Below are 22730 nucleotides of genomic sequence, written 5' to 3' on the forward strand. Positions count from 1 at the left end.
CGCCCTGCTCGCGGCGCCGAGACGCGGACCGCAGCGGCCGGTGACCGCGATTCGTCGGAGCCGGTTGCTAGGGTCACGATGCTCGGCTAAGACGTGAAGAAAGTGCGGATATGACCAACGACCCGTTCTCGGCGGCCGCGAGCCTCGACGAGCTGCTGACCCGTACGCAGCAGGCGCTCACCGCGATGCGCTCCCGGGCCTCGGCCCACGCCGACGGCGAGCCGGGCGACCTGCTGCGCGCCGAGGGCGCGGCCGCCGGCGGCCGGGTCCGCGCGGTCGCAGTCCAGGGTGGCCGGCTGGATTCCGTGACGATCGACCCGGAGCTGGCCGGCGAGCCCTTCGAGGTCCTCTGCGGACACCTCGTCACCGCTGCCAACGCCGCGCTGTCCGAGCTGGACGCCCAGGTCAGCGCGTCGGCGCGGGCCGACGCCGACGCCCTCGCCGCCCGGCTCGGCAGCATGGGCGACCAGGCCGAGCTGTTCGGCCGCGCGATGCACGAGGCGGCCGCGCGGATCCACCGCGACCGCGGCACCGCGTCCCGGGCCGGGCGCCCGGCCTGACCCGACGGCGGGCGCGACACCGCGACGCCCGGAGCGGCCCGACACGACGAGGCGGCCGGCCGCCGGGAGGACGACGACCGGCCGCGCTACGCCACGGTCAGCTCAGGGTGACCGCGGTGTCGTCGACGACGAAGGACGTCTGCAACGAGCTGTCCTCCACGCCGCTGAACGAGATGGTCGCCGTGGTGCCCGCCAGCGACGAGATGTCGAAGGACCGCTGCACGTAGCCGGTGGCCTTGTTCAGGTTGGAGTAGGTGGCCAGCGTGGTGCTGCCCGCCTTGACGGTGAGCTTGTCGTACGCGGTGCTGGTGGTCGACTCCGCGCTGTCGATGTGCAGCCAGAAGCTCAACGTCGCCCGGCATCCGGCCGGGATCGTCACCGACTGGCTGAGCGTGTCGGTGTGCGACGAGCCGTACCCGTTCAGCCACGCCTTGTACGAGCCGCCGTGTGCGGCCTGGCTGCTGTCGGTGGTGATGACGCCGGACGAGGCGCTCCAGCTCACGTTGCCCGACTCGAAGCCGGGGTTGGCGAGCTTGTTGCCGGAGCAGCCGCCCGACGGCGGGGTGGTGGTGGCGGTCGGCGTGGGCGTCGGGGTGCCGCCGGCGCACGTCGGCTCACCCGACTGGGCCGGTACGCTGACCGCGGCCCAGGCCGCCTTGACCGCGTTGAACTCGGTGCAGCTGCTCGGGTAGAGGTTCTTCGCCGCCTGCAACGTCCAGACGCGGTACTTCAGGTAGGACGAGGACGACGTCTTCAGCAGCATGGCGTTGTACATGATCTTGATGGCCTTCTGGATGCCCAGGCCGCTCACGCTGCTGCTGTTGCAGGTCGAGCTGGACGGCTGCCCGTTGGTCGGGCTGCTGCCGTTGGCCAGCAGGTAGAACCAGTGGTTGCCGGGCCCGGCCGCGGCGTGCACCTCGGTCGACGGGATGCTGCTGGAGTAGCAGTTCGGGTCGCCGAGCGCCGACGGGTTGTACATGTTGCGGATCGGGCCGGAGCCGACCAGGTTGATCTTCTCGCCGACCAGGAAGTCCGGCGCGTCGTAGCTGGACGGCTCGTTGGCGAACCACTCGGTGGCCGCGCCGAACGTATCAGCCACGAACTCCTGCGTGCCGCCGCCGGAGATGCCGCCGGGGGTGTTGTCGTCGATGCCGTGGCCGATCTCGTGCGCCACCACGTCCAGCGACCCGATCCACTGACCGGCGGTGTTCTTGCCGATCTGCACCTGGCTGCCGTCGTAGTAGGCGTTCTGGTCGTTGAGGCCCACCCGGATCGGCCAGTAGCCGCCGTTGCCGTTGGCGCCGTTGCGGCCCAGCCACTGGGCGAGCATCTTGTGCTCGGTCTGCGCGGAGAACAGCGCGTCCACGCAGCCGGTCTCCTTGTTCGTGGCGGTGCCGTTGCCCCACACGTCGTCGGAGCCGCTGAACGTGGTGTTGTTCGCCGCGTCCTGGCAGCTCAGGTTCGTGACCGTCGGGTCCTTCATGGTGTACGTGGAGCCCGACTGGGTGGTGTTGAGGGTGAGCGGGCTGGGCCCGTTCCAGGCGCCGGTGCCGGTGCCGCGCACCACGTGCTCCTGCTTGCGCAGGACCGCGCCGGTGCGCGCGTCGACGTCGACGGTGAGCCGGCTCGGACCGTCCGCGCTGGTGCCACGTACCGTGGTCTCCCAGGCCAGCGCCGGTGCGGCGCCGAGCGTGTAGACCACGAGCGTGGTGCCCTCGACCGCGTTCACGGTCTTGAGCTGGGCGCGCGCCGTCTTCGCGGCGGCGGCCGGAGTCAGCGCGGGCGTGGTTGCGAGGGCGCCGATGGGCCGCTGCTGGGCGACCGAGGCGTACTTCAGGTTGCCGGCCGGGTCCGTGGCGAGCACGAAGTCGCCGCCGACCACCGGCAGGCCCTTGTAGGTGCGCTCGTAGGGCACGTACTGGGTGCCCTCGGAGGAGATGACCGGCTTCTGGACGAACGCGTCGTCGGAGCCGGCCTGCAGGTAGGCGGGGCGGTTCGCGACCAGCGCGCGGGCCGAGTCGGCGGCGGTCGCGCGGGCCTGCGCCGGGTTGGGGGAGGCGGGTCCGGGTGGCGCGGCCTGCACGGCGGCGGCGGTGCCTGCGGCGAGCAGGCCGGCCGCAGCTGCGCCGGTGAGCGCGGCGAGGCGAGGTGAGAGTTTCACAGGGGATTGCTCCTGTTCTACAGGCGCGCCGCACGGAGCCCGGTGAGGACGGGCGGCGCGGTGGTGCGAGGCAGGGTGACGGCCGGTCACCGGAGCTGCCGGCGTGGCTCCGGGTCGACAGATCGACCGTCGCGATTCGCCGGGGGTCGGCGGCTCGCTGGTGCACAATCACACGTCTCCCGAGCCCGGAGCAATGGGTGACCTGGGCAACGACTGACAGTCGGGCGTGTCGCCGCACGCGTCGATTCAGGCAACCATGATCTTCAATAGGCCCTGATCAGGGCGAATATCGTCGGTGGTGGATGGACGCCGGTGCAAATTGCGGACGTTGCCGCTGTGCGCGAATGGCGCGCATAGACGCGAGGTCGCCGTGCGCGCGACCGGGCGGCGGCTCGGCCGCCACCCGGCCGGGTCAGCGCGGGCCGCGGGTACGCGTCGGTGACACGGTGGGCAGCGGTGGCAGCGACGGCGTCAGCGTCGGCCGCGACGTCGGCCGACCGGTCGGGCCCGGGCTCGGGCTCGACGAGGAAGGGCTCGGGCTCGGCGTCTGCGACGGCGTCGGCGCGGCGGTGGTCGGCGGCGGTGGCGCCGACCGGGTCGGCTCCGGCGTCTCGCCGGGGAACTTCGGCTCGCCGAAGCGGTACTTGCCCGGGTCGAGCTTCATCGCCGCGGTGGCCCGGGTCATGAACTGCCGCCAGATCGGCGCGGCGCCGGTCGAGCCGTACACCTCGTAGCTGCCGCCCCTCGTCCGCAGCGGCTTGCCGTCGGTGGTGCCCAGCCAGACCGCCGAGGCGAGCGCGCCGGTCCAGCCGACCATCCAGGTGTGCACGTTCTGCGTGGTGCTCTGACCGGCCTGCCACGTGCCGGTCTTGCCGGCGGAGTCCCAGCCGTTGCCCAGCTCGGCGGCCCGCACCCGGCGCAGCGTCCAGTCGAGCTGGTCGGTCGCCTCCCGGTCCAGGCCCAGGTCCGTCGTCCGCAGCTGCTCGGCCCACACCTCCTCGTCGTCCTTGGTCACCGACCGGACGAAGTGCGCGTCGGCACGCTTGCCGCCGGCCGCGAACGTCGCCATCCCGTTCGCGTGGTCCTGCACGGTGATCCCGTACTGCCCGATCCCGACCTCGGTGGAGAACCGCTTCGCCACCTCGTCAGCCGGATCGCTGCGCAGGTCGACGCGCTGCGGCCGAGGATTGCCCCGGACCGTCTCCCACATCGACTCCACGCCCGCCTGCCGGGCCATCTCGATCACCTTGTCGGTGCCCAGCTTCTCGGTCAGCTCGAAGTAGGTCACGTTCAGCGAGGCGACGGTGGCCTCCCAGAGCGCGCAGTCCGGCTGGCAGGACGCGCGCTCGGCGTTGCGGATCGGCCCGGCCGAGCTCCCCCTGGTGCGCCCCGAGGCGGGGAACTCCTTGGTGTCCGGCGAGTCGAACCGCTGCTTCACCGAGATCCCGTCGCGTACGGCCGCGGCCAGGTCGTACACCTTGAACGACGACCCCGGCGGATGCTGGCCGAACCCGCGGGTCTCGCCGTTCTCGTCGTAGTACCAGCCGGCGTAGTCCGCGCCCGAGCCCTTGTCGCCGCCGTAGTAGCCGAGCACCCGGCCGGTGCCCGGCTCCACCGCCACCAGCGCCGCCTGCCAGTTGCGCGGCTGGCCGCGTACCGCCTGCGGCGCGGTGTCGCGGCGGATGTCCGCCGCCGCCTCGGCCGCGTCCTGCACGCGCTTGTCGACGGTGGTGACGATCCGGTAGCCGCCGTCGCGGATCACCTCGTCGGGCTTGCCGCGGAACGGCTCGGTCTGGCGCAGCTCGGCGAGCACGTGGTTGACCACCAGGCCGGTCGGCCGGTCCAGGTCGGACCGGCCCGCGTCCTTGTCGATCGGCCGGACCGTGTCCGGGTACGCGAGATCCGCCGCCTGCTGCGGCGTCAGGTAGCCGAGCTTGACCATGCCGTCGCGGATGTAGTTCCACCTGTCGATCGAGTTCTGCCGAGCAAGCGCGTTGCGGCGCGGGTCGTAGCCGGGCGAGCCCTCGGGGTCGGCCGGGTCCGCCTCCGGCTGCTTCACCATCGCGCAGAGCACCATCGCCTCGGCCGGCGTGAGCTGCCGCGCGGCGGGCGCGTCCCGGCGTACCGTCTTGCCGAAGTACGTCTGCGCGGCCGCCTCGATGCCGTACGCGCCCCGCCCGAACGGCACGGTGTTCAGGTAGAAACCGAGGATCTCCTCCTTGGAGTACGCGTCGTCGAGCTTCCACGCGATCACCGCCTCGCGCAGCTTGCGGGAGTAGGTGACCCCGCGCAGGTCCGCGGCGATGCGCGCGTACTGCTGGGTGAGCGTGGACGCGCCCTGCCGCTGCCCGCCGCTCACGTTGGCCCAGGCCGCACGCAGCACGCCCTTGAAGTCGATGCCCTGGTTCGTCCAGAACGTACGGTCCTCGGCCGCCACGATCGCCTGCTTCGCCGAGTCGTTCATCTGGTCGTACGGCACGATCGTGCGGTTCTGCGCGCCCAGCTTCGCCATCGGCGTGCGCCCGTCGGCGTAGTAGACGGTGGTGGACTCGGGCAGCTTCAGGTCGCTGGGCGTCGGCACGCTGTCGAAGTAGTAGCCGCCGGCGACCAGCCCGCAGCCGGCCAGCAGCGTGCAGACCGCGAGGACGACCAGCAGACGCCGCCGCTTGCGCCTGGGGCGCACCTGGGCCGCGCCGCCCGGTTCCGGGGTGGATCCGCTGTTCCGCACGCGTTACCTCCGACTGCTCGGCTGAGTCGTGCCCGGCTCGCAGGCTAACCGAGCTGCGCCGATGGCACCGGCCGACGAACCCGGACGGTGTGGCGCGGGTCCGGGCCGGGGCGGACGGCTGCCGCCCCGGCCCGGAGGGCTCACCCGGTCAGCGCGCCGCCCAGCCGACGGCCCGGTGGTCGCGTTCCCGGCGGGCGGCCCGGCGGGTCCGCCACCTGTCGTTGCCGCCCGCGTGGAACGGCGCCGACCGCCACAACGCCCGCACCGGCGTGCCGTCCGGGGCGGCGAACGTCTCCTGTTCGGCGTAGCCGAGCCGCCGCAGCAGCTCCTCCTCCTGCGCACCGGCGCACGGGTGCGCGTACGTGGGCAGGCTCAACGTGTCCATCCGGCACTGCGCCGCGGACAGCGCCTGCGTCGCGCCGCCCCGGGGTGCGGCCAGCAGCGCCAGATGGTTGTGCGGCTCGGCCGGGCGGCGTGCCGCCAGTTCCGCGCCGAGGCGGCGGAACCGGTCCTCGTCCGGCCCGGCGGCGCCGGCGAGCCGGTCGGCGTACCGGTGGGGGGAGGGGATCGGGCGGTAGCGGTGGAACCACACGGTGGTGGCGCTGCCGTCGGGCAGCAGGAACGCGTCGCCGAACAGCAACGCGTGTTCGGTCCAGATCCGCGCCACGGCGGCGAGGACCGGCAGGCGGCGGGACGTGTCGGGGACGAGCCAGGCGGCCAGCGCGGTGGGCGCGAGGGCCTCGGCGACGAGATCGGCGATCCGGCCGATGTCGCACCACCGGGCGCGGACGACGGGCAGAGCTGTGCTCATGAACGAACTCCTGTTTTCCAGGCGTTATCGGGTCGGTTGCGGGCGCCGGACGACGGTCGGCGGCGCCGCCGCGGCTTGCGGCAGTCGGGCGGCACGCCCGTGCTCCGGATCGGAGGTGGTGCCTGTGGAGTCCGCTCAGGCAGGTCTGGTGCCGGGGCGCGACGTGCGGGACGGCGGCAGCGGGTCGGCCGCCGGTCGCGCGTAGCCGTGGGTGAGCGCCGGCAGCCGCCAGCGGTTCGCGTCCGCGTCGGCCGGCTCGCTGTGCACGGCGCCGCCGCCGTGGGTGACGCCGTCGAGCGGCAGCGGCAGTGCGGGCCTGGTGGTGACGTGCGCCGCCGGGCCGACGGCAGCCGGTGCCCGGCTGCGTACGGGGTCCACCCACCGCGTGCCGACGGCGGTGAGGGTGCGCGCCGCCGGTGCGGCGAGGACCGGCCCGGCCGCGCGGGGCGGCGCGTCGTGCGCACGCCCGGGAGCCGGAGCCGGCGTCGCGGCCGGGTCGGCCGGAACGACCGGGACGACCGGATCGGACGGCTCGGGCACGGGCTCGCCGGGCGCCGGCGATCCGGGGTCCGGCGTGGCCGGCGGATCGAGCAGATCGGTCACCGGGCTGAGCGGGTCGAGCACCGGTTCCAGGCCCCGCCAGGCCGGGCCGAGGATTGGGCGCAACGGTTCCACGACCGGGGACAGCAGGTCCGCCACCGGGTCGAGCACGCCCACCGTCACCGGGTCGGTAACCGGGCGCAGACCGTCGGCGACGGGCGCGAGCAGGTGGTCGCGCAGCGGGTCGGTGACCGGACGCAGGCCGTCCGTGACGGGCGTGAGCACACGGTCCTGGACCGGCGTCACCACCGCCTCGACGACCGGCGGGGTGTGTGGGCGGCCCGGCGACGCCGCGGCGTCGCCGGGCCCGGAAGGGGCCGCGTCGCCGTCGTCGGTTCCGGACACGGGCAGGCCGAGCACCGTCCCGAGCGTGTGGGTGAGCACCCCGACGGTGGCGGTGAGCGGACCGGACGGCTCCCGTTCGGCGGCGTGGGCGGCCGAGCCGGATGCGGCCTCGTGGGCGCCCCAGACGACGGCCACGGCGCCGAGCAGCAGGCCGAGGCGCAGCGTGCCGCGCGCCACCAACCCCGTCCGTACCGACATCCCGCACCCTTCGGAACCGTGCCCGGCGGCACGGATCGACGCCCCGCACTGTACCGAACGTGTCGGCCCGGGCACAGTACGCCGTTGATCCGAATCGGGCGCGTCGCGCCGGGCGCAGGCGTGGGATCCGCGGTGTCCGGGTACCAGCCGGGCCATGGACACGCGCACTGCCGAACGCCCGGACATCGCCCCCGCTCCCGCCGCGCCCCCGGCCGGTGTGGTCGCTGTCGTCGCCCACCGGAAGAAGACGTTCGGGGGTGGGCTCGACGAGCTGCGCTCCCGGCTCGTGGCCGCCGGGGTCGGGCGGCTGCTCTGGTACGAGGTGCCCAAGAGCCGCAAGGCACCCAAGCGGGTCCGTGCGGCGCTGGACTCCGGCGCCGAGCTGGTGCTGGTGTGGGGCGGCGACGGCATGGTGCAGCGGTGCGCCGACGCGCTGGCCGGCAGCGGCGTGCCGATGGGCATCCTGCCCGCCGGCACCGCCAACCTGTTCGCGGTGAACCTCGGCATCCCGGTCGACCTGCCCGAGGCGGTACGGATCGCGCTGCACGGCCGCCGGCGCGAACTGGACCTGGGCCGGATCAACGGGGAGCACTTCGCGGTGATGGCGGGCGCCGGGTTCGACGGCGACCTGATCCGCGACGCGGACCGGCAGCTCAAGGGCCGGTTCGGCCGGATCGCGTACGTCTGGACCGGGCTGCGGCACGTACGCGGCGAGTGCGTGCGGACCCGGATCCGGGTCGACGGCGCCGACTGGTTCGACGACGAGGCGAGCTGCGTGCTGTTCGGCAACGTCGGCACCATCACCGGCGGCATCCCGGCCTTCGACGACGCCCGCCCCGACGACGGGGCGCTGGAGGTCGGCGTGTCCACCGCCAGCGGCGCCGTGGACTGGGCGCGCACGCTGGGCCGGATGGCCGCCGGGCGCTCCGACGAGTCGCCGTTCGTCCGGATCACCCGGGGCCGCAAGATCAAGGTGCGGTTCGACGCGCCGAAGACGTACGAGCTGGACGGCGGCGCCCGGGGCAAGGCGAAACGGCTCAAGGTCAAGGTGGTTCCGGGCGCGCTGACCGTGTGCTGTCCCGACCCGGCGGACTGACCGCGACCGGGCCGGGGCAGGATGCCGGAATGCGCGACGACATCCGCGACTACCTGGCCGAACTGGTCCGCCGATCCCGGGACGTGCTCGGTGACGACCTCGTCGGCGCGTACGCGGCCGGGTCGGTCGGGCTGGGCGCGTACCAGCCGGGGCGCAGCGACGTGGACGTGGCGCTGCTGGTCGCCGGGCCGCTGCCGGAGACGGCGAAGCGGACGCTCGTGGACCGGTTGCGGCACGAGTCGCTGCCCTGCCCGGCGCGCGGTCTGGAACTCGTCGTCTACCGCCGCGACGTGGCCGCCTGCGGCACCCCCGAGCCGGGCTTCGAGGTCGAGCTGAACACCGGCGCGACCATGCCGTTCCGGGCCACCTACGACCCGGCCGACCGGCCCGCCGCCGACGGACGGTTCTGGTACGCGCTGGACCGCAGCATCCTGCGCCAGTCCGGCCGGACGCTGCTCGGCCCGCCCGCCGCCGACGTGTTCGCCGACCCGTCACCCGAGGCGCTGCGGGCGCTGCTGGCCGACGCGCTGCGCTGGTGGCTGGCGCTGCCCACGCCGCCCGGTGACGAACCGGCCCCCGGTGCGGAGGACGCGGTGCTCGGGGCCTGCCGGACGCTGGTGCGCTACCGCGACGGTGTCTGGCTGGGCAAGGTCGACGCCGGGCTGCGGATCGCCGCCGACGACCCGGACGCCGCGCTGATCCGAGCCTCGATCGAGGCCCGCCGGGGCGGTACGCCGCCGTCCGGTCCGGCTGCCCGCGCGTTCCAGCGGCGGGTGCTGGACCGGATCACCGCGGACTGAGCCCCGGCGTGCGTGACTACTGTGGGCCGGGGGAGGTGCGGTGATCATGACGAAGCTGAGCGCGTCCGCGCGGGCCGGGCTGGAGTCGGTGGTGCCCGGCGGCGTGGCGACCCGGGCCGCGGACCGGCTGCGGATGGCCCACGACGCCTCGCACTACCTGCTGCACCCCGGCGCGGTGGTCACACCGTCCGACGCCGGTCAGGTCGCCGCGCTGCTGGCCTACGGCCGCCGCACCGGCACCGCGCTGACGTTCCGCTCCGGCGGCACCAGCCTCAGCGGCCAGGCGGTCACCGACCGGCTGCTGGTCGACGTGCGGCGGCACTTCCGCGACCTCACGGTGCTCGACGACGGGCGGCGGGTACGGGTGCAGCCGGGGGTGGTGCTGCGGCAGGTCAACGCGCGGCTCGCGCCGTACGGCCGCAAGCTCGGTCCCGACCCGGCCAGCGAGTCCGCCTGCACGGTCGGCGGCGTGGTCGCCAACAACTCCAGCGGCATGACCTGCGGAACCGAGTTCAACACGTACCGGACGCTGGAGTCGCTGGTCCTCGCCCTGCCCAGCGGCACCGTGCTGGACACCGGCGCCCCGGACGCCGACGCCCGGCTGCGCGCCGCCGAACCGGAGCTGCACGCCGGGCTGCTGCGGCTGCGCGACCGGGTACGCGGCAACCCCGAGTCGGTGCGCCGCATCCGCGCCCAGTACGCCATGAAGAACACCATGGGCTACGGCGTGAACGCGTTCCTCGACCACGACGACCCGGCCGGCCTGCTCACCCGGCTCGTGGTGGGCAGCGAGGGCACGCTCGCGTTCGTCGCCTCGGCGACGTTCCGCACCGTACCCGTGCACCGGCACGCCGCGACGGGCCTGCTGGTCTTCGACTCCCTGGGCGCGGCGATGGCCGCCATGCCGGCGCTGGTGGCCGCCGGGCCGGCGGCGGTCGAGTTGCTCGACGCCGCAGCCCTGCGGGTGGCCCAGCGTGACCCGAAGGCGGACGCCGCGCTGCGCGGCCTGGCCGTGCGCGGGCACGCCGCGCTGCTCGCCGAGTGGCAGGAGTCCGACCCGGAGGCGCTCGCGGACCGGGTCGGCGGCGCCGGGCCGGTGCTGGCCGGCCTGCCGTTGAGCGCACCGGCCCGGCTCAGCGGCGAGCCCGCCGCCCGCGCCGCGCTGTGGCACATCCGCAAGGGCCTGTACGCGGCGGTGGCCGGCGCCCGCCCGTCCGGCACCACGGCGCTGCTGGAGGACATCGCCGTGCCGGTCGAGGCGCTGGCCGGCACGTGCGCGGCGCTCGCCGGCCTGTTCGACCGGCACCGGTACGCCGACAGCGTCATCTTCGGCCACGCCAAGGACGGCAACCTGCACTTCATGCTCAACGAGCGCTTCGACGGCGGCGAGGCCCCGGCGCGCTACGCCGACTTCACCGAGGAGATGGTCGACCTGGTGCTCGGCCACGGCGGCACGCTCAAGGCCGAGCACGGCACCGGCCGGGTGATGGCCCCGTACGTGCGCCGCCAGTTCGGCGACGAGCTGTACGAGGTGATGCGCGAGCTGAAGACGCTCTGCGACCCCGACGGTGTGCTCAACCCGGGTGTGCTGCTCAGCGACGACCCGGAGATCCACATGCGGCACCTCAAGACCGTGCCGACGGTGGAGGAGGAGGTGGACCGCTGCGTCGAGTGCGGCTACTGCGAGCCGGTCTGCCCCAGCCGCGACCTCACCACCACGCCCCGGCAACGCATCGTGCTGCGCCGGGAGATCGCCGTCGCGCAGGCCGCCGGTGACACCGCGCTGGTCCGGGAGCTGACGGACGACTACGACTACGACGCGGTGCAGACCTGCGCGGTCGACGGCATGTGCGCCACCGCCTGCCCGGTGTTGATCAACACTGGCGACCTGGTCAAGCGGCTGCGCGCGCAGGAGCACGGCCGGGCGGCGGGGACCGCCTGGCGCGGCGCGGCCCGCCGCTGGAGCGCCACCACCCGGGGCATGGCCCGCGGGCTCGACCTGGCCGGGGCGCTGCCGCCCGCGCTGCCCGAGGCCGCCACCCGGGCCGCCCGCGCGGTGCTCGGCGCCGACCGGGTACCGCAGTGGCAGCGGGACCTGCCGCGCGGCGGCACCCCGCGCCGCCCCCACCCGGCCGCCGACCCGGACGCGGTGTTCGTCCCGTCCTGCCTGGGCACGCTGTTCGCCCCGGCGCGGGGCGGCACGGGCGTGGCCGCCGCGCTGCTCACGCTCGCCGAGCGGGCCGGCGTACGCCTGCTCGTGCCGGACGGCATCGGCGACCTGTGCTGCGGCACCCCCTGGTCGTCGAAGGGCCTCACCGACGGCTACCGGGCGGTGCGTGACCGCGTCCCGCCGGTGCTGCGCGCGGCCAGCCGTGACGGCGCGCTGCCGGTGGTCAGCGACGCCGCGTCCTGCACCGAGGGCTTCGAGCGGCTGCTCGACGGCGCCGGGGACCTGCGGGTCGTCGACGCGGTCGCGTACACCGCCGGCACGTTGCTGCCCCGGCTGACCGTGCGCCGCCGGATCGGTTCGCTCGCGCTGCACCCGACCTGCTCGTCGGTCCGGCTCGGCCTGGACGACGCGCTGCTCACAGTGGCCCGCGCGGTCGCCGACGAGGTGGTGGTCCCGGAGGGCTGGCAGTGCTGTGGCTTCGCCGGTGACCGAGGGCTGCTGCACCCGGAGCTGACCGCGTCGGCCGCCCGGGCCGAGGCCGCCGCCGTCACGGCCCGGCCCTTCGACGGGTACGCCTCGGTGAACCGCACCTGCGAGATCGGGTTGGCACGGGCCACCGGGCAGCCGTACCGGCACCTGCTGGAGCTGCTGGCTGAGGTGACCGCGTGATGCGCAGCTGGCGGCTGGCCGCGCTGATGCTGGTCGTCGGCGTGGCGGTGGGCGCCGGCCAGGACACGCGGGTGTCGTCGGTGGTGGGCTTCCTCGCGTTCGCCGCGGTGGCGGCGCTCTTCTCGCCGCTGGCCTTCCCCCGGTCGCTGACCTCGGCGCAGGCGCGTCTGCGCAGCGCGGACGACGGCCGGCCGGTCATCTACTGGCGGCCCGGCTGCACGTACTGCCTGCGGCTGCGTCTCCGGCTGGGCGGGCGGGCCCGACGCGCGTACTGGGTGGACATCTGGCGCGACCCGGAGGCCGCCGCCGCCGTCCGGGCGGTGACCGGCGGCGACGAGACGGTCCCCACGGTGGTGCTGCCGGACGGGGCGGTGGTCAATCCCGACCCGGCGTGGTTGCGGGCGCGGCTCGGAGCCTGACCGGCGAACCCCGGCTCGGGGCCTGACCGGGCGAACCCCGGCACGGGACGGCCCGGCGGGCATACCGTGCGAAGAGGGCGTCACGGACGGTGCCCGCGGAGGGGGAACGATGTCGGCCGGGACGTTGTCGGGGCGGGTCGCTGTGGTCACCGGCGCCGCGCGGGGGATCGGCCGGGCCGCGGCGGTGGCGCTGGCCGAGGCCGGCGCGGACGTGGCCGGGATGGACGCCGCCGGACCGGTCAGCCCGATCCTGGACCTCCCGCCCGCCACGCCGGAGGACCTGGCCGAGACCGGCCGGCGGGTGACGGCGGCGGGTGCCCGCTGGTCGGCGCACGTGGCCGACCAGCGCGACATCGGCGCGGTACGCGCGGTGGCCGAGGCGGTGCAACGGGAGCACGGCGGCGTGGACGTGCTGTTCGCCAACGCCGGCATCCAGGCGTTCGCGCCGCTGCTGGAGATGACCGACCAGCACTGGCACGACCAGATCGACGTGAACCTCACCGGCGCCGCCAACGTGCTGCGGGTCTTCGCACCGCTGCTGGTACGCCGCGGCGGCGGCCGGATCGTGGTCACGTCGTCCACCCAGGGGCAGCACGGCACCACGAACGGGTCCGCGTACTCGGCGTCCAAGTGGGGACTCATCGGCCTGGTCAAGTCCGCCGCGCTGGAACTCGGGCCGCACGGCGTGACGGTGAACGCGGTGATCCCGGGCCTGGTCGACACCGCGCTGACCCGGCACCGGGACCGCTACGTGCAGGCGCTCGTCGAGGCGGGGAAGCCGGCCTCCGGTGACCTGGCCCAGGTGGAGCAGGCGGCGGTGGCGGCGCTGCGGTCGAAGACACCGCTGGGCGTGCCGTGGGTGGAGCCGGAGGACGTCGCGCCGCTGGTGGTGTTCCTCGCCTCCGACGCCGCGCGGATGGTCAGCGGCACGTCCTTCGCCGCGACGGCGGGCGACAGCGCGCACGTGACCGCCTGACCGGGCCGGGCTGCCGGTGAGGGCGGTCCTGGCTAGGCTCGGGCGATGCATCGATCGCGGTTGTACGCCCTGATCATCGACGCGCCGCGGGACGAGGCGGGGGAGGCGGCCGCGTTCTGGTCCGCCGCGCTCGGCGCGGAACTGCGCACCGAGCCGGCCGAACCGGAGTTCACCGGCCTGGCCGACGTGATGCCCGGGCTGGTCACCGCCGTGCAGTCGGTCGACGACGCGCCCCGCTACCACCTCGACATCGAGACCGACGACGTGGCCGCCGAGGTCGAGCGGCTCTGCGCACTGGGCGCCACGCCCGTCTCCCGCTGGCTCGACTGCCACGTGCTGCGCGCGCCGGGCGGGCACCTGCTCTGCGTCATCCCGGTGGCGAGCGACAGCGAGCTGTTCGAGACCACCGCCACCCGCTGGCCGTGACCCGGCCGCGAACCGGCGCCCCGGCCACTGGGGCCGGGGCGCCGTAATTTCGGGTCAGGAGCCGTACGGCAGGGTGACAGTGGAGCTGTTGCCGACGCCGAGGATCGTGGGCGCGCCGCCGATGGCGTTCCACACCTCGACGCGTACCGTGCCGCCGGACAGGTTGCCCAGCGTGCCGGTGGACGAGAGCAGACCCTGGGTCTGCCGGTAGCGCTCCGCACCCGGGACCGGATCGGTGGCGAAGTACCGGTAGGTCTCCACCCGCTCGACGCTGCCGTTGCCGGTCAGGTCGTAGGAGACCCGGATCTGCACGCCGTTGCCGACCGCGGTGCCCGCGTCGACGGCCAGGTCGAACGCGGTCGCCCCGCCGGTGTACGTGCCGGTCAGCCCGGTGGCGGTGAACACCTGCGGGTTGGTCGGCGTGCCGTCGTGGTTGCCGTTCGCCGCCGCCACGTTCACCGTGCCGGAGGTGCCGGCGGTGCCGTCCAGCCCGCCGCCGGAGCGCAGGTACCGGACCGGCTTCAGCGGGGTGCCCGTACTGGTCGGACCGGGGCTCGCGGTGGTCGGCGTCGGGCTGGCGGTGGTCGGCGTCGGGGTGGGCGTCACGGTGGGCGGGGGACCGGTCGGTACGGTTCCGCCGCCGGTGGCGTTGCCGCCGCTCCACGTGTACGCCCCGGAGGTCGCCGTCTTCCCGGCCGGCACGGCGAGCGTGACGCCGTTGGAGAACGTGACCGTCAGCGGCCGGGCCGTGATGTTCGACGCCACGTAGGTGCGGGCGCCGTTCTTGACGAACACCTTCGCCAGCGGGTGGTTCGCGGTGACTGTGGTGTCGACGGTGCCGAGCGCGGCCAGGTTGCGGATCCAGTGGAACGTGTGCGCCTTGCTCTCGCCCTCCTCGCTGGTGAATCCGCTGTTGGCCCGGAAGTTGCGCAGCGCCTGCTCGCCGTCGCCGAGCGCCAGGAACTCCCAGACGATGTCCTGCCACACCGTCGGCGGGCCGCCCTTGTTGGTGACCAGCTCGGCGTAGTTGGCCTTGACGTACTCCGGGAAGTCGCCCAGGTAGAGGTGACCGCCGGTGATCGGCAGCATGTTGATGCCCTGGATCATCTCCGGGGCCGCGGAGAACCAGGTCGAGTACGACCCGCCGTCGCCCCACACCATGCCGACCGTCTTGTGCCCGAACGCGGCCGGGAAGTTCTGGTCGTACACGTCGAACCAGTACTCGGAGATGGCCGCGGACTGGGTGGTCCACAGGTAGACCCCGGCGTCGCGGACGGCGGTGTCGCCGGTGGCCTGGCCCCACTGGATCAGCGCGTTGGCGAAGTTCATCCCCTCCGAGGAGGACTCCTGGTTGTTGCCGGCGAAGAACGGCGCCAGGCCGGAGGCCCAGTCGTGCCCGGCGTAGATGTCGAAGTCCCGCAGGTAGGGGAAGCGGCTGTCGGCGCGGTCGTAGTTGTTGGCGTCGCGGATGAGCAGGTCGACCATGCCGCCGTAGCGGCTGTCGTCGGCCCAGCCCGGGTCGAACTTGGCCAGCGTGGCGGCGGCGGCGATGAAGTAGCCGTAGTGGAAGTGGTGGTCGTTGAGGTCCTCGTCGGCGCCGTACGACGCCGGGTAGCCGATCAGCGTGCCCCAGTTGCGGTCGTAGTAGAACAGCTGGCCGGCCTCGCCGGAGCCGGCGGTGAGCCAGTTGGTCAGCCGGTTCCGCATCGCGTTCAGCGCCGCGTCGCGGACCGAGGTCTGCCCGAGCTGGTCGGCGATCTCAGCGAGGCGGGCGGCCCGGCCGAGTCCCTTGCCGGCCCAGTAGGTGTCCGGCCCGCTGAGGCCCTCCGGGTTGCCCTGCTCGGCGTTCAGGTAGCCGGTGACGGTGGACAGGTCCGCGCCGCTGGAGTCTCCGACGGCGGGCACCTCGGGCAGCAGGCCGGTGAAGCGCATCGTGGTGGTGAACGACGGCACGCCGGTGAGCACCCGCATGGCGCCGCGCGCGGAGACGTACGTCGGGGAGATCGGGGTGGCGCCGGTGAGGCTGCGCCACTGGTGCGGGTAGAGGGCCACCACGGTCTTCGTCTCGCTGCCCTCGCGGGGCGTGGTGGTGAACGCGTACGTGGTGCGCACCGTGCCGGCGGACGGGTCGTAGGTGTAGCTCATCCGGGTGCCGGTGACGTGGGCGTGGGCGTACCGGGCGTAGGTGTCGGCCAGGGCGGCCCGGTCGCCGCCGCCGGGCAGCGCCGCGACCGAGAAGTACCCCTTGCCGGCCAGCGTCGAGCTGATGCCGGTGCCGTTGACGGTCCAGGTCGCGCCGGTCGGTGCGTACGCGACGTAGTCGTGGCCGCGGACGGTGAAGCCGATGGTGGCGCCGGAGTTGCGCCAGACGGTGGGCGTCCCGGCGGTGGTGAGCTGCGCGGTGCCGCCGCTGACCGTGTAATAGCTGAACGGCAGGCCGTGGCCGATGGTGGCACGCATGGTGCGGCTGCCGTCGCTCCAGTCGGCGGTGACCGTCCAGTCGGTCCACCCGGCGGCCTTGACCACCGGCGCGGACAGTCCGGGCATGCCGACGCGGACGTCCTCGGTGTACGGGTAGTGGAACTCGCCGACGCCGGTCGCGGTGCCGCTGATCGCCGGCGTGGTGGTGTACGACAGCCCGAGCCCGTTGTTCTCGGCCTTGGCCGCCAGCGGGTGGGCGTGCAGGACCTCGCTGCCCGTGCAGTTGTTGCGCTTCCAGATCAGCGACGACCACCAGTCGTTGGTGGGGATGGCGCCGGCGGGCGCGTCGGCGGTGGTGAAGACGCGCGGGTTGGTGCTGATCGCGCCGCAGCCCTTGGGCAGCAGGGCGCCGGCCGGCCGCGTCTCGGTGTAACTGCCCGCGCCGACTGCGCCGGCGGTGGCCGTGCCGCCACCGGCGACCACAACGCCCAGCAGGCCGGCGGCGAGCACTGAGGCGGCGACGAGGGCGGTCGCCCGCAGGCCGCGCCGACGGGCCGGGGACGGGGCGGGCGCGGTCGGGGGTACGGGGTCGGGGGAGAAGTCCCGCAGGTGGGTCATGGAGGTCCCCTTCATGAGGAGAAGGCGGGGGTACGGAGTGGTGGTCCGGCATTCGTGAGAGCGCTCTCTTGATAAGGGACATTAAGGTTCGGGTTACGGATCCGTCAATGTCTTGTTACCAAAGAGAGCGCTCTCCAACGCTCGGCACGGACTCTCCGGTCGCCTCAGAAAACGCGCTGACCAGCCTCGACGGCACGCGACAGCGCCGCCCCCGGCCGAGGCGGCCGGAGGCGGCGCGAGGAGCTGTGTGCCTACGCTGAGTCAGGCGGCGGTGGCGGCCAGGCTCCGCGCCGCGGTCCGTGCCGCGACGGCGCCCGGCTCACCCGCGACACCGGCCTGACCGGCACCCGGCTGCCCGTCGCCCGGCTGCCCGGCGGCGGCGACCGGCCGCGGCGAGGCGGGCTGCGGCGAGGCGGGCTGCGTCGAGGTGGCCGGCTGCCGGGGCGCGGCGGACTGCCGCGGCGTCCGGGCGGCGCTCAGCCCCGCCTGCGCGTTGTTCCAGGCGGCGCACGGCCACGCCGCCCCGGCGCAGCTCGGGCTGGCGCAGACGCGCTCCGCGTCCGGCTGGTGCGCGTCGGCCACCGCGGCGGCCAGGTCCCACAGCAGCGGATCGGTCACCTCCGCGGGGCGGTCGGCGACGCGGTCTGTGCTGGCTTCGGACATGATTCGGTCCCCCTGTCGTGAACGGCCCCCACCTGTTTCCGGAAACCGCCCCGCCCAAACCTGCGCCCGCCGGGGCGTGGACATAGGCTGACCGGCGTGGCGAGGTACTACGACCTGCATCCGGACAACCCCCAGCCCCGAGTGATCCGGCAGGTGGTGGACCTGCTGCGCGCCGACGGGGTGATCGCCTACCCGACCGACTCCTGCTACGCGCTCGGCTGCCGGATCGGCAACCGCGACGGCGTGGAGCGGATCCGGGAGATCCGGCGGCTCGACGACCGGCACCCGTTCACGCTGATGTGCGCCGACTTCGCCCAGCTCGGCCAGTTCGTCAAGCTCAGCAACGCGGTCTTCCGGCAGGTGAAGTCCGTCATCCCGGGCAGCTACACGTTCCTGCTGCCGGCCACCGCCGAGGTGCCCCGCCGGTTGCAGGACCCGCGCCGGCGGGTGGTCGGGGCACGCGTGCCCCGGCACACGGTGACCCAGGCGCTGCTCGCCGAACTCGGCGAGCCGCTGCTGACCAGCACGCTGCTGCTGCCCGGCGAGGACGAGCCGATGACCCAGGGCTGGGAGATCAAGGAACGGCTCGACCATCTCGTCGACGCCGTGGTCGACGCCGGGGACTGCGGGCTGGAGCCCACCACAGTGGTCGACCTGTCCGGCCCCGAGCCGGAGATCCTGCGCCGCGGGGCCGGAGACCCGTCCCGCTTCGAGTAACGATCACCCAATCCGCCCCGCCCGGCCGCCGCCGTAGGGCACGGTAGGACCGGCGGACGGTGACGGGGGTACGGCGTGGAAGCACTCGTGCTGATCACCGTGCTGGGCGCCACGGTGCTCGTCGGCACCACGATCGGCGGCCGCTACAGCGTCGCGCCGCCGGTCCTGCTGATCGCCATGGGCGCGCTGATCGGCCTGCTGCCGCCGTTCGACAACCTGATCCTCGAACCCGAGGTCGTGCTGGTGCTGTTCCTCCCGGCGATCCTCTACCGGGAGAGCCTGGTCATCAGCCTCCGCGAGATCCGGGCCAACCTCACGGTGATCGTCGGGCTCGCCGTCGTGCTGGTGATCGTCACGATGGTCGCCGTCGCGTACACCGCGCAGGCCCTCGGCGTGCAGCCGGCCGCCGCGTGGGTGCTCGGCGCGGTCCTGGCCCCGACCGACGCCGCGGCCGTGGCCGGCCTGGCCAAGCGGATGCCGCGCGGCATCCTCACCACGCTGCGCGCGGAGAGCCTGGTCAACGACGGTACGGCGCTCGTGCTGTTCGCCGTGGCGGCCGGCGTGGTCGCGGGCGGGACGGTGCCGAACGCGCTGACGCTCACCGGCGAGTTCGTCGGCAAGTCGCTCGGCGGGGTGGCCGCCGGCCTGCTCGTCGGCGCGGTCGTGGTGCTGATCCGCAAGCACGTCGACGACCCGATGCGCGAGGGCGGGCTGAGCATCCTCACCCCGTTCGTCGCGTTCCTGCTCGCCGACGCGGTGCACGCCAGCGGCGTGCTCGCGGTGGTCGTGTCCGGGCTGCTGCTGTCCTACGCCGCGCCCCGGGTCATCCGGGCCCGTTCCCGGGTCACCGCGTTCGCGTTCTGGGACCTGTCCACATTCATGGTCAACGGTGGTCTCTTCGTGCTGCTCGGCACGCAGGTGCCGCGTTCGCTGCGCAGCATCACCAGCCACTCGCCGGCCGCGTCGCTCGGCATCGCGGCGCTCGTGGCGTTGGTCGTGGTGGTGATCCGGCTGGCCTGGGTGCACCTGTCGATCTCGGTGCTGCAACGCGTGGACCGGCGCGAGTCGAGCCGGTCGCGGCACTTCGACGGCCGGATGCGTACCGCGGTGGGCTGGGCCGGGTTCCGCGGCGCCGTCTCGCTCGCCGCCGCGCTCGCCGTGCCGGTCGCCATGCACGACGGGAGCACGGTGCGCGAGCGCGACCTGATCATCTTCGTGACCGTCGTGGTGATCGTGCTGATCATGCTGGTGCAGGGCACCACGCTGCCGGCTGTCGTGAGCTGGGCGGGCCTGGTGGGCGACCGGGAACGCGACGACGAGGTGCGCTGGGCCCGGATCCGGGCCACCGAGGCCGCCCTGGAGGCGCTGCCCCGGGCCGCCAGCGACGTGGGCGCCACGCAGGACACGGTGGACCGGCTGCGCGCCGACTACGAGGATCATCTGGCCGACGCCCGCGACCCGGGCGGTGAGGACGCGGAGGGGGAGCGGGAGATGGCCCGGCGGCTGCGGTTGCGGGTGCTCGACCACAAGCGGCAGGAGATCACCCGGCTGCGCAACACCAGACAGATCGACGACGTGGTGCTGCGGCAGCTCCAGGCGGCCATCGACATCGAGGAGATCCGGCTGCTCGGGCCGGAGATGGAGGACTGAGCCGGGCCGGCCGCCACCGGACGGGTGGCGGCCGGCGTGGCTCAGCGCGCGTCGACAGCGACCACCGTGTACGGGGTGGTCGGCGTCGGCGGGGTGGTGAACCGGCCGTTCGGCAGGTAGAGCCGGCCGAGCGCGGCGGCCACGGTGGTCGGCACGTCGAAGCCCGGGTCGGTGATGACGCCGCGCGCGACGCCGGCCGTGCCGGAGCGGTTCAGGTCGACCACGGCGACCTGGTTGAGGAAATTCTGCACCACGTACAGCGTGCGGCCGAGCAGCAGCAGGCCGTCACCGTTGAGGAACGTCGCGCCCGGCACGTCGACGGCGGTGGTGACGCCGGTGGCCGGGTCCACCCGGAACAGCGTGCCGGTGTTCGACTGCACGACGATCAGCGCCCGCCCGTCCGGGGTGGGCACGATCCCGTTGAGGTTGACGCCGGTGCCGGTCTGCTGGAAGTCGCCGGTCAGCGGCAGCGTGGTGAAGCCGCCGGCGGGCGGCAGCTTGCCGCCGCGTCCCAGCGGCAGGCGGTAGAGCACCGGCCGGTTCGAGTCGGTGAACCAGGCGGCGTCGCGGGTGAGCGTCACGTCGTTGACGAACGTCGGCGCGTCGGCGAACCGGTAGCTGGCGAGCACGGCACCGGTGCGGGTGTCGATGACCCGGGCGTCACCGGCGGTGCCGCCGGCCACGAAGAGCCGGCCCCGCGGGTCGATCTTCAGACCGAGTGAGGGGGTGCCGGTGGCGGGGCTGACCTGCTTGCCCGCTCCGGTGATCAGGTCGGCGCGGTAGATCTCGCCGGTGGCCCGCGACCCGAACCAGGCGTACCGGCCGGCGGCGGCGACGCCCTCCGGCTGGAAGCCGTCCGGCAGCGCGATGACGCTCGGGCGGCGGTCGTGGGCGGTGGCGGGGGCCGGGGCGGCGGTGGTGACGAGGGCGGCGGTCAGGGCGACGCCGAGGGCGGTCCTGATGCGTCGGTTCACTGTGGTCCTTCCGGCGAAACGGTGGAACAGGACCTACCCCACTGTACGGTCGCGGGCCGGTGCCCGCCGGGGACGCGACCCGGCACGGTGGCCCCGTGCCGGGTCGCGCCGACGGTCAGCCGGCCGCGCAGGCCGGCGTGCCGGAGGGGGCGGTACCCGTGCCCTGGAATCCGAACTCGGTGGTGCCACCGGCACCGACCTGGCGGTTGTAGTCCACGTTGCGGAAGGTCACCGCACCGGTGGTGCCGCTGGCCTGGGCGCTCCAGGTGTTCGTGATCGCCGAGCCCGAGGGCACCGTGAGCGACACGGTCCACCCGTTGAGCCCACTGGAGCCCGCGGTGATCCGGACGTTGGTGACGAAGCCGCCCGGCCACTGGTTGGTGGTGAACGTGGCGGTGCAGGCGCCGGTCGGCGGGGGAGTCGTCGGCGGCTCGCTGGTCGGCGGCGTCGAGGTGGGCGGGGTCGAGGTGGGCGGAGTGCTGGTCGGCGGCGCGGTGGTCGGCGGCGGGGTGCCGCCCTCGTTGAGCGCGTTCAGCACGGCGGTGTACGCCTGCTTCTTGTTGCCGCTGCCGTCGAACAGCAGCGGGGTGCCGCTGGCCCGCCAGGAGTCGGTGTCCCGGATGCCCCAGACGGTGATGCCGTTGCACCGCGCCACGGCCAGGCAGTCCCGGGTCACGTTGCCGTACGACGTGGCCTGGCTGCTGCCCGAGCCCTCGATGTCCAGCTCGGTGATCTGCACGTCGACGCCGAGCGCGGCGAAGTTCTGCAGCGTGGTGCGGTAGTTGCTCGGGTACGGCGACCCGCTGTTGAAGTGCGACTGGAAGCCGACGCAGTCGATCGGCACGCCCCGGGCCTTGAAGTCCCGGACCATGTTGTAGACGCCCTGGGTCTTGGCCCACGACCAGTTGTCGGTGTTGTAGTCGTTGTAGCAGAGCTTGGCGCCCGGGTCGGCGGCGCGGGCGGCCCGGAACGCGGCCTCGATCCAGTCGTTGCCGGTCTGCTGGAGGTTCGAGTTGCGGCGGGCGCCGCTGTTGCCGTCGTCGAACGCCTCGTTCACCACGTCCCAGGAGTGGATCTTGCCCCGGTAATGGGTGGCGACCTGGGTGACGTGGTTGATCATCGCCTCGCGCAGCGCGCTGCCGGACAGGCTTCCCGTCCACCCGGGCTGCTGCTGGTGCCAGAGCAGCGCGTGGCCGCGCACCCGCATGCCGTTGGCCTGAGCGTGCGCGACGAGCCGGTCGCCGGCGCTGAAGTTGAACTGGTTCCGGGACGGCTCGGTGGCGTCCCACTTCATCTCGTTCTCGGCGGTGACCATGTTGAACTCGCGGTTCAGGATGCCGACGTACGTGCTGTCGGACAACTTGTTCACCGCCACCGCCGTGCCGAAGTACCGGCCCTGCTCCGCCGCCGACGCGCCGAGCGTCGTGCCGGCGCTGGCACTGGTCGCCACCGCTATCGTGGCGGCGACCATCGCGGCCCCCGCCACCATCGCGACCACAGCGGTCCGCGGGCGTGACCGGGCTGCCGCGCTCCCGCTGCCGCGGGCGAGCACCTTGTCCATCTGAACGCCTCTCTAGCCTGTCAATGGGATCGGTTCGCCTCGGCCACCGCCCGCCACGACGTCGGCTCCGCGCGGCCGCCCGGTGGCCGCGCCAGGTGGGGGAGTGACTCCCCGGCACATCGTGAGTGGATCGAAGCGAATCTCTGCCCGGAGCTTACCGGAAGCGT

17 protein-coding genes are annotated in these 22730 nt (G+C 74.0%); 9 read left to right on the plus strand and 8 right to left on the minus strand.

Going from position 1 to position 22730, the window contains the following annotated elements; all coding sequences use genetic code 11:
* The first annotated feature begins 110 nt into the window (after positions 1 to 110).
* On the plus strand, positions 111 to 560 hold the full coding sequence (locus GA0070562_RS08550; RefSeq protein ID WP_091418158.1) for a YbaB/EbfC family nucleoid-associated protein: 450 nt from the start codon (positions 111 to 113) through the stop codon (positions 558 to 560).
* Between the two features lie 97 nt (positions 561 to 657).
* On the opposite strand, the gene GA0070562_RS08555 is transcribed toward GA0070562_RS08550, so the two are convergent.
* The 4 genes from GA0070562_RS08555 to GA0070562_RS08570 form a co-directional block, all read right to left on the minus strand.
* Positions 658 to 2721, minus strand: a complete 2064-nt coding sequence (locus GA0070562_RS08555) for a M4 family metallopeptidase (RefSeq protein ID WP_091418161.1) — start codon at positions 2719 to 2721, stop codon at positions 658 to 660.
* Positions 2722 to 3133: 412 nt separating this feature from the next.
* Complete coding sequence (locus GA0070562_RS08560; RefSeq protein ID WP_091418164.1) at positions 3134 to 5449, minus strand: transglycosylase domain-containing protein; 2316 nt, start codon at positions 5447 to 5449, stop codon at positions 3134 to 3136.
* Between the two features lie 148 nt (positions 5450 to 5597).
* Positions 5598 to 6260, minus strand: a complete 663-nt coding sequence (locus GA0070562_RS08565; RefSeq protein ID WP_091418166.1) for a hypothetical protein — start codon at positions 6258 to 6260, stop codon at positions 5598 to 5600.
* 135 nt (positions 6261 to 6395) lie between these two features.
* Entirely contained in the window at positions 6396 to 7403 is a 1008-nt protein-coding gene (locus tag GA0070562_RS08570; RefSeq protein ID WP_225853323.1) for a hypothetical protein, read from the minus strand.
* Positions 7404 to 7557: 154 nt separating this feature from the next.
* On the opposite strand from GA0070562_RS08570, the gene GA0070562_RS08575 reads away from it, so the two are divergent.
* The 6 genes from GA0070562_RS08575 (at position 7558) to GA0070562_RS08600 (ending at position 13959) form a co-directional block, all read left to right on the plus strand.
* The gene (locus tag GA0070562_RS08575; RefSeq protein ID WP_091418172.1) at positions 7558 to 8499 is read left to right on the plus strand and encodes a diacylglycerol/lipid kinase family protein; all 942 of its coding nucleotides are present in this window, start codon (positions 7558 to 7560) and stop codon (positions 8497 to 8499) included.
* 29 nt (positions 8500 to 8528) lie between these two features.
* Complete coding sequence (locus tag GA0070562_RS08580) at positions 8529 to 9299, plus strand: nucleotidyltransferase (protein WP_091418175.1); 771 nt, start codon at positions 8529 to 8531, stop codon at positions 9297 to 9299.
* A gap of 46 nt (positions 9300 to 9345) precedes the next feature.
* Positions 9346 to 12138 (plus strand): FAD-binding and (Fe-S)-binding domain-containing protein, encoded by a 2793-nt coding sequence (locus tag GA0070562_RS08585; protein ID WP_091418494.1) that lies wholly within the window; start codon positions 9346 to 9348, stop codon positions 12136 to 12138.
* Entirely contained in the window at positions 12138 to 12557 is a 420-nt protein-coding gene (locus GA0070562_RS08590; protein WP_091418177.1) for a glutaredoxin domain-containing protein, read from the plus strand. Before GA0070562_RS08585 ends, GA0070562_RS08590 begins: the two co-directional genes overlap by 1 nt.
* A gap of 109 nt (positions 12558 to 12666) precedes the next feature.
* Positions 12667 to 13533, plus strand: coding sequence for an SDR family NAD(P)-dependent oxidoreductase (locus GA0070562_RS08595; RefSeq protein ID WP_091418180.1), 867 nt, complete (start codon positions 12667 to 12669; stop codon positions 13531 to 13533).
* 45 nt (positions 13534 to 13578) lie between these two features.
* The gene (locus GA0070562_RS08600) at positions 13579 to 13959 is read left to right on the plus strand and encodes a VOC family protein (RefSeq protein WP_091418183.1); all 381 of its coding nucleotides are present in this window, start codon (positions 13579 to 13581) and stop codon (positions 13957 to 13959) included.
* A 54-nt stretch (positions 13960 to 14013) separates the two neighbouring features.
* On the opposite strand, the gene GA0070562_RS30885 is transcribed toward GA0070562_RS08600, so the two are convergent.
* Both GA0070562_RS30885 and GA0070562_RS08610 read right to left on the minus strand, forming a co-directional pair.
* A complete protein-coding gene (locus GA0070562_RS30885; RefSeq protein WP_091418186.1) occupies positions 14014 to 16998 on the minus strand; it encodes a glycosyl hydrolase in 2985 nt (994 codons plus the stop codon).
* A gap of 261 nt (positions 16999 to 17259) precedes the next feature.
* Complete coding sequence (locus tag GA0070562_RS08610; protein ID WP_091418188.1) at positions 17260 to 17661, minus strand: hypothetical protein; 402 nt, start codon at positions 17659 to 17661, stop codon at positions 17260 to 17262.
* Between the two features lie 96 nt (positions 17662 to 17757).
* Here GA0070562_RS08610 and GA0070562_RS08615 point away from each other — a divergent pair, with 96 nt between their 5' ends.
* Together GA0070562_RS08615 and GA0070562_RS08620 are read left to right on the plus strand one after the other, a co-directional pair.
* A complete protein-coding gene (locus GA0070562_RS08615) occupies positions 17758 to 18378 on the plus strand; it encodes an L-threonylcarbamoyladenylate synthase (protein ID WP_091418190.1) in 621 nt (206 codons plus the stop codon).
* A 75-nt stretch (positions 18379 to 18453) separates the two neighbouring features.
* Positions 18454 to 20028: a Na+/H+ antiporter gene (locus tag GA0070562_RS08620; RefSeq protein WP_175438672.1), complete on the plus strand. Its 1575-nt coding sequence runs from the start codon at positions 18454 to 18456 to the stop codon at positions 20026 to 20028.
* Positions 20029 to 20069: 41 nt separating this feature from the next.
* Here the strand turns inward: GA0070562_RS08620 and GA0070562_RS08625 are convergent, their stop codons facing one another.
* A complete protein-coding gene (locus GA0070562_RS08625; protein ID WP_091418195.1) occupies positions 20070 to 21002 on the minus strand; it encodes an NHL repeat-containing protein in 933 nt (310 codons plus the stop codon).
* 115 nt (positions 21003 to 21117) lie between these two features.
* Positions 21118 to 22563 carry a glycoside hydrolase family 10 protein gene (locus tag GA0070562_RS08630; RefSeq protein ID WP_091418198.1) on the minus strand — a complete coding sequence of 482 codons (1446 nt, stop codon included), beginning with the start codon at positions 22561 to 22563 and terminating at the stop codon, positions 21118 to 21120.
* Positions 22564 to 22730 lie beyond the last annotated feature (167 nt).

The organism is Micromonospora tulbaghiae (assembly GCF_900091605.1).
GTDB classification, from domain to species: domain Bacteria; phylum Actinomycetota; class Actinomycetes; order Mycobacteriales; family Micromonosporaceae; genus Micromonospora; species Micromonospora tulbaghiae.